The 12,905-nt window shown below is 73.0% G+C and carries 11 protein-coding genes and 2 pseudogenes; 8 read left to right on the top strand and 5 right to left on the bottom strand.

What is annotated here, in order from left to right:
- A pseudogene (locus tag ACFY3J_RS35730) lies at positions 1–131 on the top strand (succinate--CoA ligase subunit alpha); the annotation flags it as partial.
- Between the two features lie 225 nt (positions 132–356).
- Here the strand turns inward: ACFY3J_RS35730 and ACFY3J_RS35735 are convergent.
- Positions 357–1,256 (bottom strand): RNA polymerase sigma factor, encoded by a 900-nt coding sequence (locus tag ACFY3J_RS35735; protein WP_390842615.1) that lies wholly within the window; start codon positions 1,254–1,256, stop codon positions 357–359.
- A 96-nt stretch (positions 1,257–1,352) separates the two neighbouring features.
- Between ACFY3J_RS35735 and ACFY3J_RS35740 the strand changes: the two genes are divergently transcribed.
- Positions 1,353–3,305, top strand: coding sequence for a DUF6350 family protein (locus ACFY3J_RS35740; protein WP_390842616.1), 1,953 nt, complete (start codon positions 1,353–1,355; stop codon positions 3,303–3,305).
- Here ACFY3J_RS35740 and ACFY3J_RS35745 read toward each other — a convergent pair.
- Positions 3,295–4,083, bottom strand: coding sequence for a hypothetical protein (locus tag ACFY3J_RS35745; RefSeq protein WP_384172552.1), 789 nt, complete (start codon positions 4,081–4,083; stop codon positions 3,295–3,297). The genes ACFY3J_RS35740 and ACFY3J_RS35745 overlap by 11 nt on opposite strands.
- A 323-nt stretch (positions 4,084–4,406) precedes the next feature.
- On the opposite strand from ACFY3J_RS35745, the gene purN reads away from it, so the two are divergent.
- Together purN and purH are read left to right on the top strand one after the other, a co-directional pair.
- The gene (gene purN / locus ACFY3J_RS35750; RefSeq protein WP_384172549.1) at positions 4,407–5,036 is read left to right on the top strand and encodes a phosphoribosylglycinamide formyltransferase; all 630 of its coding nucleotides are present in this window, start codon (positions 4,407–4,409) and stop codon (positions 5,034–5,036) included.
- Complete coding sequence (purH, locus tag ACFY3J_RS35755) at positions 5,033–6,595, top strand: bifunctional phosphoribosylaminoimidazolecarboxamide formyltransferase/IMP cyclohydrolase (RefSeq protein WP_384172546.1); 1,563 nt, start codon at positions 5,033–5,035, stop codon at positions 6,593–6,595. The genes purN and purH overlap by 4 nt, the downstream gene beginning before the upstream one ends.
- Positions 6,596–6,669: 74 nt before the next feature.
- Here purH and ACFY3J_RS35760 read toward each other — a convergent pair whose 3' ends face one another.
- The 3 genes and pseudogenes from ACFY3J_RS35760 to ACFY3J_RS35770 all read right to left on the bottom strand — a co-directional run bounded on the left by ACFY3J_RS35760 (position 6,670) and on the right by ACFY3J_RS35770 (position 7,807).
- Complete coding sequence (locus tag ACFY3J_RS35760; protein ID WP_384172669.1) at positions 6,670–6,834, bottom strand: hypothetical protein; 165 nt, start codon at positions 6,832–6,834, stop codon at positions 6,670–6,672.
- Between the two features lie 81 nt (positions 6,835–6,915).
- A pseudogene (locus tag ACFY3J_RS35765) lies at positions 6,916–7,102 on the bottom strand (FHA domain-containing protein); the annotation flags it as partial.
- 114 nt (positions 7,103–7,216) lie between these two features.
- On the bottom strand, positions 7,217–7,807 hold the full coding sequence (locus tag ACFY3J_RS35770) for a hypothetical protein (RefSeq protein ID WP_390842617.1): 591 nt from the start codon (positions 7,805–7,807) through the stop codon (positions 7,217–7,219).
- Between the two features lie 272 nt (positions 7,808–8,079).
- On the opposite strand from ACFY3J_RS35770, the gene ACFY3J_RS35775 reads away from it, so the two are divergent.
- The 4 genes from ACFY3J_RS35775 (at position 8,080) to ACFY3J_RS35790 (ending at position 12,706) form a co-directional block, all read left to right on the top strand.
- Complete coding sequence (locus tag ACFY3J_RS35775) at positions 8,080–8,934, top strand: bifunctional methylenetetrahydrofolate dehydrogenase/methenyltetrahydrofolate cyclohydrolase (RefSeq protein ID WP_390842618.1); 855 nt, start codon at positions 8,080–8,082, stop codon at positions 8,932–8,934.
- Complete coding sequence (locus ACFY3J_RS35780) at positions 8,924–9,487, top strand: DUF3017 domain-containing protein (RefSeq protein WP_390842619.1); 564 nt, start codon at positions 8,924–8,926, stop codon at positions 9,485–9,487. The genes ACFY3J_RS35775 and ACFY3J_RS35780 overlap by 11 nt, the downstream gene beginning before the upstream one ends.
- Positions 9,488–9,993: 506 nt before the next feature.
- Positions 9,994–11,328 carry a helix-turn-helix domain-containing protein gene (locus tag ACFY3J_RS35785; RefSeq protein ID WP_390842620.1) on the top strand — a complete coding sequence of 445 codons (1,335 nt, stop codon included), beginning with the start codon at positions 9,994–9,996 and terminating at the stop codon, positions 11,326–11,328.
- 388 nt (positions 11,329–11,716) lie between these two features.
- Entirely contained in the window at positions 11,717–12,706 is a 990-nt protein-coding gene (locus ACFY3J_RS35790; RefSeq protein WP_390842621.1) for a malate dehydrogenase, read from the top strand.
- Positions 12,707–12,905: the final 199 nt, after the last annotated feature.

Consider the following 12,905-nt stretch of genomic DNA (forward strand, 5'->3'; position numbering starts at 1 on the left):
CGGGCGCCATCGTCTCGGGTTCCTCCGGTACCGCCCAGGCGAAGAAGGAGGCCCTGGAGGCCGCGGGCGTCAAGGTCGGCAAGACCCCGACCGAGACGGCCAAGCTGGCTCGCGCCATCCTCGGCAGCTGAGCACGGGCCGCCCCGGGCGGCTGAACACGGCCGCCCTCGGCGGCCGAGCTTTCCGAGCCGGTCCGGTGGGCCCACTCCCAGACGGGGGCGGGCCCACCGGCGTTTCCGCGGAGCCCACCGGCGTTTTTCCGGGGTCGCACCGTCATTTCCGGGGTCGCACCGGCGTTTGCGCGGAGCCCACCGGCGTTTTCGGGAGCGGACCAGCCGGTCGGCGGACCAGCCGAGTCATCTGAGCTCCGGTGCCAGCCGCTCCGGCCCGCCCGCCCCCTCCTTCCTCAGCTCGGCGCGCGGCTCGAGCGCCTCCGGCGAGAGCGGGCCGAGCATGCCCTGCACCGGCAGCCCCTGGACCGTGTGCCCGGGGGACACCGGGGCCAGGTAGTGCATGGGGGCGGTGCGCAGGGTGAACGTCGTCGCGCCGATGATGGTGGCCGTGAAGGCGACGGCGGACCGGGTCCAGAACCGGGTCCGGCGTTCCCCGGCCGTGCGTACGCCCGTCGGCTCGCCCGCCCCGAGGCGTTCCGCCGAGGCCAGGCGGACCAGCCGCCGGTGCAGCTCCGCCGGATCGGACAGCTCCGGCATGCGCGTGGCGAGCGCCTCGCGCGCGTGCATCAGCCGGTTCGCCGCGGCCGGGGTGCTCGCCTCCGTCTCCGCCGCCGTCTCGGGCAGGTCGAGGCCGACACCGTCGTAGAGCACCAGGGTGCGGCGGTACGACGGCGGGAGCCGCAGCAGGGCGCGTTGCAGCGCGCGGTCCGCGGGGTCGGACGGCGGGTCGGGGATGTGGCCCCGCCGGCGGAAGAGGTGCCAGGGGGACAGTGCGCACTCGTACGCCACCGCCCGCACCCAGCCCGCCGGGTCCCGGTCTTGGGCCACCTCCGGCCAGCGCTGCCAGGCCAGTTGAAAGGCCCTTTCCACGGACTGGCGCGCCCGCTCGTGCCGGCCGGTGAGCAGATAGGCCTGCCGTACGAGGGCGGGGGCGCAGAACGCGTACAGGGCGTCGAAGGCCTGAGCGGGTGTCAGAGCGTTGTCCGCCTCGTCGACGGCCTGATCCCGCGTCAGGGAGGCGGCCGTACCGGAGCGCCGGCCCTCCGTGGGGGATGGAAGCGGGTTCGCATGACTGTTCGTCATGATGCGTCCCTCGGTGTGAATAGGAACATAATCGTATATTGAGTGACACGGCGGAGGTTCGCCTGTTGCGCCTGTGAAGCGTGTGTCGTTGGGAGCATGGAAGCCGTGATCCAGACGACCCGCCGACGTTCACCGCTGTCACGCCTTCGCACCCGCCTGCGGGACCGCTCACCCGGCTTGGGGGCCGGCTTCGTGGGCGGTGCGGTCGCGGCGGGGCTCGGTCTCGGCTCGTTCGCCGTGCTCGTCGTCGCGCTGTGGATCAGCTCGCCGTATCCGGACAGCGGACCCGGCGGCGCGCTGCATGTCGCCGCCGCGCTGTGGCTGCTGGCGCACGGCGCCGAACTGATCCGCACCGAAACCCTCACAGGGGTCCCCGCGCCCGTCGGAGTGACCCCGCTGCTGTTGCTCGCGCTGCCCGCGCTGCTGGTGCACCGTGCGGCCCGGGACGCGGCCGACGGGGGCGACGACGGGCCGCTCCTCCCACCCCGCACCGCCTGGACGGGCATCGTCCTCGGCTACCTCGCCGTCGGATCCGGCGCCGCCGCGTACGCGGACGGCGGTGCGCTGCGGCCCTCGTGGGCGTGGGCGGCGGTGTGCGTTCCGCTGGTCACCGCGGCGGCCGCGGGCAGTGGCGTGTGGACGGCGTACGGCCGCCCCCGCGCACCCCTGGAGCGGGCGTTGCGACGGCTGCCGGGCGGCGTGAGGCGGCTGCTCCTCGGGCCGGGTCCGCGGGTGCGCCCGGGTGTCGCGGCGCGGGCGGCGGGGGCCGGGGCCATGGTGTTCGCCGGCGGCGGGGCGCTGATGCTCGTGGTGTCGCTGGTGGTGCACGCCGGGACGGCCCAGGAGGCCTTCCTGGAGCTGACCGAGGGCTGGTCGGGACGGTTCACCGTACTGCTGCTGTGCCTGGCGCTGCTGCCGAACGCGGTGCTGTGGGCGGCGGCGTACTCCCTCGGACCCGGCTTCGTGCTCGGCGCCGGTCATGCCGTCGGTCCGCTGTCCTCCGCCCCGGCCCCGCTGCTGCCGCCCTTCCCGCTGCTCGCCGCGCTTCCGGACCCCGGTCCCGGCACCGCGCTGAACTGGGCGACGGCGTCGCTGCCGGTGACGGCCGGGCTGACGATGGGCTGGTTCGTGGCCAGGTCGGCGGTGCGGGAGGAGCGGGGCGGCGCAGAGCGGGACGGCGGGGACGCACGCGCGGGCGTGCGGGCCTGGTCGTGGCGGCGGACGGTGGCCGGTGCCGGGCTGGCCTGTCTGCTGTGCGCGGCGGTTCTCGGGGCGCTCGCGGCACTGGCCGGCGGTGCGCTCGGCGGCTCCGCACTCGCCCGGTTCGGGCCCGTCGGGTGGCAGGTGGGCGCTGCGGCGCTGGTGTGGACCGTGACCGCGGCCGTGCCGGCGGCGGCGGTGCTGCGGGCGTGGCGGTGCCGCTCGGGCTGGGTGGCGGTGGGCGGCGCGGCCGAGCCGAAGACGGGCGAACCCCGGGCGGGCGCGACCGTCACGGTGCCGCGTCCGTCGCCCGCCGAAGCCATGCGCGGAAGAGTGCGCCGGTGGGGCCTGCTTCTGCGGGCGAAGGCCACGAAGCCCCGGCCCCCGCAGCCCACGCCGGTGCCCGTTCGCCACGACGACCACCTCGAGCCGTACGACGTACTGCTCTTCGACCCGCCGGTGCCTGAACCGCCCTCCCGGCACGAGGGCGACGGAGCCCGGCAGGCCCGCTGGGCCGCGTTGAAGGAGACGCCGGCGGGGACGGAGACACCGCGCGAGGCCGCGGCGGCCGAGGAGAACGCGAAGCCGGAACGAACCGTGGAGCCGCCCGTGCCCGCGAAACCGGAAGGAACCGTGAGGCCGCCCGCACCCCCGAAGCCGGTGGATCCCCCTCCGGGCCCCGGTCAGGCCCCCGGTCACGGGAACCACGTGGCCCCGCCCACCCGGCGGAAAGCTTCCGTACGGGAGTTCCCGTGGGAATCCCCGCGCGAACCCCTCGCGCCACGACCCCCCGCACAGGACCCCGGCGCGGAGGAACCCCCCGCGCCGGACGCCCCCGTCAGTCGCTGATCCCCAGAACTCCCCGCAGCTCAGGCGGCAGATGCTGGTCGCAGGACTGCTTGGCCTCGTTGGTGAGGGCGTCGTTCACGCACGAGTAGTAGTCGCGGTAGACCAGCTGCGCCGTGAAGTTCACGGCGACCAGGGCGAGCGCCAGTGACGCGGTGACCAGGCCGCTGACCGCGGCCGTCGTCTGGGGGCGGCCCTCGGGCGCCGGTCCGCCCTGGCCCTGCCCGCGCGGCTTGGCACGCAGCGAGCTGACACCCCAATACAGGGAGAGCGCGCCCAGCAGCAGGGCCACGTACGGCCAGCTGAACAGGGCGAAGAAGAAGGCCCACATGCCGCACAGCAGGGCGTACCGCGCACGGCGCTGGGCGGGGTCGGTGGGGTCCCAGCGCGGACCGGGGCCACCGCTCGGGTTCTGCGGGCCGCCGGGCCGCTGCGGGCGCTCGCCGAAGCCGCTGGAGGAGCGGCCGGGCTGGCGGTCGCTCCACTGGCTGCCCCAGGGGGCGTGGCCGCCGCCCTCGCCGGACCCGTCGGATCCGCCCTCGGACGACGCGTCACGGCCGGACTGCGGACGGGGCTGCCACGGTCGGTCGGGGGTGCCCTCCGGGGGCGGTGCGAAGGGGTTGTCGTCGGGGGTGGCGCTGCCGCGTCCGGCGCCGTCCCGCCCGTCCGAGGACGCGTCCGGAGGCGAGGACGAGCGCTCCCGCAGCAACACGGCACCGCGCAGCCGTCCCTGCGCCGACTGGGAAGGGAAGGTGAGGAGTCGCAGGCTGCGGTCCGGCATCAAGTGAGCGTCTTCCCCTTGTGAGTCACGACTGATCTGGCACGACCGTTCCGGCACGGACATCGGTGGAGAGGTTCCCCCCGAAGGCGCTGGGTGCCCACGGTCCGGGGACTCTCACCGCGTGAACGCACGGTGCGTGCGGTGCGTTCCCGTACCAGCTCTCCCCAGACGCTACCTTCCGGCCACGCCACCGTCCCATGGGGGCCGTCCGAAGTGCCGGTATCGTTGCTGACGGTCGGCCGCTTCGTAGGCTTCCCCGTATCCGGGGGCGCGAAGCATTCGTACGACCGTACAAAACAGCTTCCCCGAGAAAGGGCCCCATCGTGGCCGCCAAGCCCGTGGCCAAGCGCCTCGTCGTGCTGGTCTCCGGATCCGGCACCAACCTTCAGGCGCTCCTCGACGCGATCGCCGACGTGGGAGCCGAGGCCTACGGCGCCGAGATCGTCGCCGTAGGCGCCGACCGCGACGGCATCGAGGGGCTGGCGCGCGCAGAGCGCGCCGGGCTGCCGACCTTCGTGCGGAAGGTCAAGGACTACGGCACGCGCGAGGAGTGGGACGCGGCGCTGGCCGAGGCCGTCGCCGCCCACGAGCCCGACCTCGTCGTCTCCGCCGGGTTCATGAAGATCGTGGGGAAGGAGTTCCTCGCGCGGTTCGGTGGGCGGTTCGTCAACACGCACCCCGCCCTGCTGCCCAGTTTTCCCGGGGCCCACGGTGTGCGGGACGCGCTCGCGTACGGCGCCAGGGTCACCGGCTGCACCGTCCACTTCGTCGACGACGGCGTCGACACCGGCCCGATCATCGCCCAGGGCGTGGTCGAGGTCCGGGACGAGGACGACGAGAGCGCGCTGCACGAGCGCATCAAGGAAGTCGAGCGAAGGCTGCTCGTCGAGGTCGTGGGGCGGCTCGCCCGCAACGGCTATCGCATCGAGGGACGAAAGGTAGTTATCCAGTGACCGCCGAGAACAAGCGGCCCATCCGGCGCGCGCTCGTCAGCGTCTACGACAAGACCGGCCTGGAGGAGCTCGCGCGCGGGCTGCACGAAGCGGGCGTCGAACTCGTCTCCACCGGCTCCACCGCCGGCCGGATCGCCGCGGCCGGCGTGCCCGTCACCAAGGTCGAGGACCTCACCGGCTTCCCCGAGTGCCTGGACGGCCGGGTCAAGACCCTGCACCCCAAGGTGCACGCCGGCATCCTCGCCGACCTGCGTCTGGAGGACCACCGGCGGCAGTTGGGCGAGCTGGGTGTCGAGCCCTTCGACCTCGTCGTGGTCAACCTCTACCCGTTCCGCGAGACCGTCGCCTCCGGCGCCTCGCCCGACGAGTGCGTCGAGCAGATCGACATCGGCGGCCCCTCGATGGTCCGCGCCGCCGCCAAGAACCACCCGTCCGTGGCCGTGGTCACCAGCCCGGACCGCTACGCCGACGTCCTGGCCGCGGTGCGGGACGGCGGCTTCGACCTCGCCACCCGCAAGCGCCTGGCCGCCGAGGCCTTCCAGCACACGGCCGCCTACGACGTGGCCGTCGCCTCCTGGTTCGCCTCCTCCTACGCGCCCGTCGACGAGTCCTCCTTCCCGGACTTCCTCGGCGCCACCTACGCGCGCAAGAACACCCTCCGCTACGGCGAGAACCCGCACCAGCCCGCCGCCCTCTACACCGGCGGCCCGGTCGGCGGACTCGCCGAGGCCGAGCAGCTGCACGGCAAGGAGATGTCGTACAACAACTACACGGACACGGACGCCGCCCGCCGTGCCGCGTACGACCACGACGAGCCGTGCGTGGCGATCATCAAGCACGCCAACCCGTGCGGCATCGCGGTCGGCGCGGACGTCGCCGAGGCGCACCGCAAGGCGCACGCCTGCGACCCGCTGTCCGCGTTCGGCGGGGTGATCGCGGTCAACCGCCCGGTCAGCAAGGAGATGGCCGAGCAGGTCGCCGAGATCTTCACCGAGGTCATCGTCGCGCCGGACTACGAGGACGGCGCGCTGGAGGCCCTCGCCAAGAAGAAGAACATCCGGGTGCTGAAGGCCCCGAACGGCCCGTGCGGCCGGGTGGAGGCCAAGCACATCGACGGCGGCGTGCTGCTTCAGGCCACCGACCGGCTCCAGGCCGACGGCGACGACCCGGCCAACTGGACCCTCGCCAGCGGCGAGGCGCTGTCGGCCGACGAGCTGGCCGAGCTCGCCTTCGCGTGGCGTGCCTGCCGGGCGGTCAAGTCCAACGCGATCCTGCTCGCCAAGGACGGCGCCTCGGTCGGCGTCGGCATGGGCCAGGTCAACCGTGTCGACTCCTGCAAGCTGGCGGTGGAGCGGGCCGGCGCGGAGCGGGCCCGCGGCTCCTACGCGGCCTCGGACGCGTTCTTCCCGTTCCCCGACGGCCCCGAGATCCTCATGGCCGCCGGCGTCCGCGCGATCGTCCAGCCGGGCGGCTCGATCCGCGACGAGCAGGTCGTCGAGGCCGCGCAGAAGGCGGGCGTGACGATGTACTTCACCGGGACCCGCCACTTCTTCCACTGATCGGCGAACGACCCTGACGGCCGCGGCCTCCGGCTCTCTCGCGGAGAGAGCCGGAGGCCGCGTTCACGCGGACCTCAGCACGAGGGCAGCGGGTTGGTCTCCGAGGCGATGTCGTTGTCGCTCATCCAGCCCCAGGCCCCGTTGTCCGCCTCGGTGTGGACCCAGCGGGTGGGGTGCGGGCCGCCGTGGTTCTGCCCGCCGTCGAACTCGCAGACGAACCAGGACGGGTTGGAGTCCATGCGGCCCACGACAGGTCGAAGCGCAGGGCCAGGGAGACCGGCGACTCCTTCTTCCCGTTGAGTCGGAGGCCGGTCTCGGCGGTCGCTCAATATCCAGAACGCCCCGTGCGCGGTGATCTCACCGGCGCGGCGGGACACCCCGTCGTGCGCGATCACCAGGCGTTGTCCGGGGCGGAGCGCCCGAAGGCGAGGCGCTCGCAGGGCGCGAGCCGGAACCGGGTGCTGTGTCGCCCGTGGTCGGCGGAGGTACCACGACGATGCTGTACAAGGTGCGCCTCCCCGTGCCTGACGGCTACGGAATCCGGACTGGGGCGACGCACCAGGGCCGTGTCCCGCTTTGTGTGGTTCCGGCACGGCCCTTGGAGCAATTGGCGCGAACTGTTCAGTAGCTGGGGCGGTTGAACCAGGCGCCGCCGGCCCTGTTGGCGCAGAAGACGATGATCAGAATGCCCATGGCGAGGCTGAGCAGTGCCAGGACGTTGCCGCCCACCAGGCTCAGCAGGCTGAACAGGATGACGAACGAGCTGTACACGATCGCGGAGACGCGCACGCCGCCGCGCCCGGCGGGGAACTTCACAGCGGTGAAGATCGCCCAGAACGCGAACGCCAGCACGAAGACACCGAGGACGATCATGACGCCCGCACCGATGCTGGCCGCCTTGTCCGCGTCCGCGGCGGAGACGGTGTCGTCGGCGGAGACGATTTCCTGGATCTTGTCGGCGAACCAGCCGCTCGCCACCATCATCACCACGCCGCCCACCACCTGGAAGGCGCCGAGCACGAACAGCATCACGCGGGCCGCCTTCACGGTGCCCGGCATCGTCTGCGGCACCGGTGCGCCGTACGGCTGCTGCACGGGCGGGGCCTGCGGGTAGCCGTAGCCGGGGGCCTGGCCCTGCGGATAGCCGAAACCGGGCTGCTGGGGCGGCTGCTGCGGCGCGCCGTAGGGGTTGTTCGAGTCGCCGTAACTCATGGCGGTTGCTTCCTCCGTCGATCAGGTACGGGAACGCGCGGCACCGTACGGAGGAGAGTTCACAGAAGTGCGGTCCGTCCCCCCGAAGAGCTGCCCGCGGCACTGTGCTCATCATGGTTCTTTACCGGCGACTTACTTGTCCAGCCGCATTCCGGATGTGTTGTGCAAGTGCAACATCACCGATCAAGACGGCCGTGGGCGCCGGGCGCGGACAGAGGCGGCGGGACCTCCCGGATTGGAACCGTGAGCCGGTCATCCGCGAGGATAAGGACATGACCGCCCAGATTCTCGATGGCAAGGCCACCGCAGCCGAGATCAAAACCGATCTGACCGCCCGCGTGGCGGCGCTGAAGGAGAAGGGCGTCACGCCCGGACTCGGCACGATCCTGGTCGGGGACGACCCCGGCAGCCGCAAGTACGTCGCCGGCAAGCACCGTGACTGCGCCCAGGTCGGCATCGCCTCCATCCAGCGGGAACTGCCGGCCACGGCGACCCAGGACGAGATCGAGGCGGTCGTACGGGAGCTGAACGAGGACCCCGCCTGCACCGGCTACATCGTCCAGCTGCCCCTGCCCAAGGGCATCGACGAGAACCGCATCCTGGAGCTGATGGACCCGGACAAGGACGCGGACGGCCTGCACCCGATGAACCTCGGCCGGCTCGTCCTCAACGAGCCGGCCCCACTGCCCTGCACCCCCAACGGCGTGCTGACGCTGCTGCGCCGCCACGGCGTGGAGATCAAGGGCGCCGAGGTCGTGGTCGTCGGCCGCGGCGTGACCATCGGACGGCCGATGCCGCTGCTGCTGACCCGGCGCAGCGAGAACGCCACGGTGACCCAGTGCCACACCGGCACCCGCGACCTGTCCGCGCACCTGCGCCGCGCGGACATCATCGTCGCCGCGGCCGGCTCCCCGCACCTGGTCCGCGCCGAGGACGTCAAGCCCGGCGCGGCCGTCCTCGACGTCGGTGTCTCCCGCAACGCCGAGGGCAAGATCGTCGGCGACGTCCACCCGGACGTGGCCCAGGTGGCCGGCTGGCTGTCCCCGAACCCCGGCGGAGTCGGCCCGATGACCCGGGCCGAGCTGCTGGTGAACGTCGTCGAGGCGGCGGAGCGCAGTGTCGGCTGAGGTGGAGGGCACCGGGCGGAAGCCGTCTCCCGCGGAGCCGGAGACAGAGGTACGGGACGCGGCCGGGGTGCCGGCCGCCGAGGGGAAGCCGTCTCCCGCGGAGCCGGAGACAGAGGTACGGGACGCGGCCGGGGTGCCGGCCGCCGAGGGGAAGCCGCGCCGGGACACACGCCGCTTTCCGACGCTCACGCGGGACACCGCGCGGCCGGAGGGCGGCGGCCGGGCCGCGCCCGGCGGCGCCCCGGCGCCCGCCCGGCAGTGGCCGCTGCTGGCCGTGCTGGGCACGGTGGGGCTCGGGCTGCTGGTGACCGCCTTCGACGCCTTCAGGGTCGGTCTGCTGCTGATCGGGCTCGCGCTGCTCGGCGGGGCCGGGCTGCGCTGGTTCCTGCCCCGGGTCGGCATGCTCGCGGTCCGCTCCCGCTTCACGGACATCGTCACCTACGGCCTGCTGGGCTGCGTCATCGTCCTGCTGGCGCTGATGGCCCAGCCCAGGCCCTGGCTGGAGATTCCGTTCCTGGACGACGCGCTGCACTTCACAGTCCGCAACGGCTAGCCGTAGGGCGTTCGCGGTGGCGGCCCGTCCTCTCCCCCGAGCCAGGACGGGCCGCCGCCGGGACCAACCCTCCTGCACCGTGAACGGGCTGTTCAACGCCTGTCCGTGCGCTGTGGCACGGAAGTGACCGTTCCGCTACGGTGTCCGCGCTCTGCCACAGGGCCTGACCCGGCCTCGCCGGGTGAGCCGGGGACCTCTGCGGCGCACGAGGTCACGCCGGGATCCGGGATGTGCCGATGTGTCGACAGAGCCCGCCGCGCGGGTGAGGACTTCCGCCCTTCGGGCTAGCGTGGGCGGTCGGCGCACCGGCGCGCGCTTCGGTTCGAATGCTCCCGTGCGCCCCTGAAGCAGGACCTGAGATCCTGGCGGGGCGCACTCCTGTGGGTAGCGAGAACCGAGAACCGAGAACCGAGAACACTGAAGAACACCGAAGACCGAGGCACGGACTCGGCACAGGGCGTCATGCGCGGGGAACAACCAGCACGTACCGGGGGGAAGGGGAAGCGATGCCTCGTTGGAAGGCCTTGCCCGATGAACTCGATCCGCAGATAAGGGAGTTCGCGAGCCAGTTGCGGAGGCTCGTCGACCGCGGCGGACTGAGCATCGCCGCGTTGGCCGATCGCACGGGCTACAGCAAGACGTCCTGGGAGCGCTATCTCAACGGACGGCTCCTGGCACCCAAGGGCGCGGTCGTGGCACTCGCCGAGGTCACCGGCACCAATCCGGTCCACCTCACCACCATGTGGGAGCTGGCCGAACGGGCCTGGAGCCGTGCGGAGATGCGCCACGACCGGACCATGGAGGCCATCCGGATATCCCAGGCGCGGGCCGCGCTGGGGGAGTTCGGCGCGGTGGCACCCGGCGCCGAGGCGGGCGGGGGCAAGGCGGCCCGCAAGAACGGCACCGCCACGGTGGCCCCGGGGGGCGCGGGCCCGGCGGGCACGTCCCCCGCGGTGCCGGTGCAGCCGACGGCGTCCGACGCCGACGCCCGTGAGGGCACGGCGAGGAAGGCGCCGCCGGCCTCGGAGGGCGACTCGGGAACGGCTGTCCTCCCGGCCGCCGCTCCCACGCCCGCCGCGCCCGGCACCGGCCCGGACCCCGACTCCGCCTCCGGTGCCCGCCCCGACTCCGCCACCGGATCGGGTTCCGATTCCGAGGCGTCGGGCGGCAACTCCTGGGGGCTGGCCGGTTACCGGGGACCCTCCCGGACGGGCGTACGCGCCCCCGGCGCCGCGGCTTCCACCGGCCCGTACGCCCAGGGCGACGCCGGCCGCCCGTACACCAAGGGCTCCCCGGGCCCGCACGGCGAGCCTCCGCGGTCTCCCCGCCCCGCCTCCTCCGGCGGCGGAGCGCGCAAGCGGCAGGTGATGATGTTCCTCGCGGGCGCGGCCAGCGCCCTGGCCGTGATCGGCGCCGTCCTCTTCCTCACCGGCGGCGGGGACGACAAGAAGGCCACGGACGCGGCCAAGTCGCCTTCCCCGTCCGCCGACATCAGCCTGCCGCCCGGTGTCAAGTGCGTCGCGGACGGCTGCACCGGCAAGGACGCCGAGGCCATGGGGTGCAGCGGCAACCTGGTGAGCACGGTCGAGAGCGTCACCGTCGGCACGACCCTGGTCGAGGTCCGCTACAGCAAGACCTGCGGTGCCGCCTGGGCCCGTATCACCCAGGCCGCCCAGGGCGACGAGGTCCGGGTCACGGTCGGCGCGCGCACGGAGCGCGGCACCCTCGCGGCGACCGGCGAGACGATCGCGTACACGCCCATGGTCGCGGTGCGGGACGCGACGCAGGCCAAGGCGTGCGCGACGCTGGCGTCGGGACAGACGGGGTGCACCAGTCAGTGAGACCGGGGGGCAGGGGTCCAGGTCCGTCCGGATGACAAGTGGCGCGGGACAGGTGTGGGGGCCGCCGAACCGGGCACGCGGACAGTACCCCCACGGGAGTCCGGTTTTCCGGCAACCCCCATACGGCGGCCGCCCTCGTCCCTCCTCTCCCGGACGGGCGGCCGCCTCTCCCACGTCAACGGGTCGCTCTGTGGGCCGGGCCACAGGGGCCCGGCCCACCGGGATCCCGGAGAGGCGATAGCCTGACGGCTGGATCTCTCTTGACGCCAAGAGATCGATCATCCGTTACGTGATCGGTCATCGCGGCGCCGCCGGCCAGCCGCCGGCGGCGGGATCCCGCACCCCGGGGCAGGGACGCCCCACCGCCTGCTGTCATACGGAGAACGCCATGACCCGCACTCCCGTGAACGTCACCGTCACCGGCGCGGCCGGCCAGATCGGTTACGCCCTGCTCTTCCGCATCGCCTCCGGTCAGCTGCTCGGCGCGGACGTGCCGGTCAAACTGCGCCTCCTGGAGATCACGCCGGCGCTGAAGGCCGCCGAGGGCACGGCCATGGAGCTCGACGACTGCGCGTTCCCGCTCCTTCAGGGCATCGACATCAGCGACGACCCGAACGTCGCCTTCGACGGTGCCAACGTCGCCCTCCTCGTCGGCGCCCGCCCGCGCACCAAGGGCATGGAGCGGGGTGACCTCCTCGAGGCCAACGGCGGCATCTTCAAGCCGCAGGGCAAGGCCATCAACGACCACGCCGCGGACGACATCAAGGTCCTGGTCGTCGGCAACCCGGCGAACACCAACGCGCTGATCGCCCAGGCCGCCGCGCCGGACGTGCCGGCGGAGCGCTTCACCGCGATGACCCGTCTGGACCACAACCGCGCGCTGACCCAGCTCGCCAAGAAGACGGGCTCGACGGTCGCCGACATCAAGCGCCTCACCATCTGGGGCAACCACTCCGCGACCCAGTACCCGGACATCTTCCACGCGTCGATCGCCGGCAAGAGCGCCGCCGAGGTCGTGAACGACGAGAAGTGGCTGGCCGACGACTTCATCCCGACCGTCGCCAAGCGCGGCGCGGCCATCATCGAGGCCCGCGGCGCCTCCTCGGCCGCCTCCGCCGCCAACGCCGCCATCGACCACGTCCACACCTGGGTCAACGGCACCGCCGACGGCGACTGGGCCTCCATGGGCATCCCGTCGGACGGCTCCTACGGCGTTCCCGAGGGCCTGATCTCCTCCTTCCCGGTCACCTGCAAGGACGGCTCGTACGAGATCGTCCAGGGCCTGGAGATCAACGACTTCTCCCGCACTCGCATCGACGCCTCCGTCAAGGAGCTGGCGGAGGAGCGCGAGGCGGTCCGCTCGCTCGGCCTCATCTGAGCCACCGCGCCTGTCCGCGAGGCCCCGTTCCGGTTCCGGCCGGAGCGGGGCCCGCGCGTTCGGTGCCCGCGTACGCCGGCGCCTCCTGCGGTCGGGGCCCGAGGGGCCCTCTTGACAAATCGCTTCCCGCACGGCTTTCCGCACCCCTATGCTGATGGTTCGTCAGTTCCTTGAACTGGGGACCGTTCACACCTCGGGG

It is taken from the genome of Streptomyces sp. NPDC001231, from assembly GCF_042896885.1.
Lineage (GTDB): Bacteria > Actinomycetota > Actinomycetes > Streptomycetales > Streptomycetaceae > Streptomyces.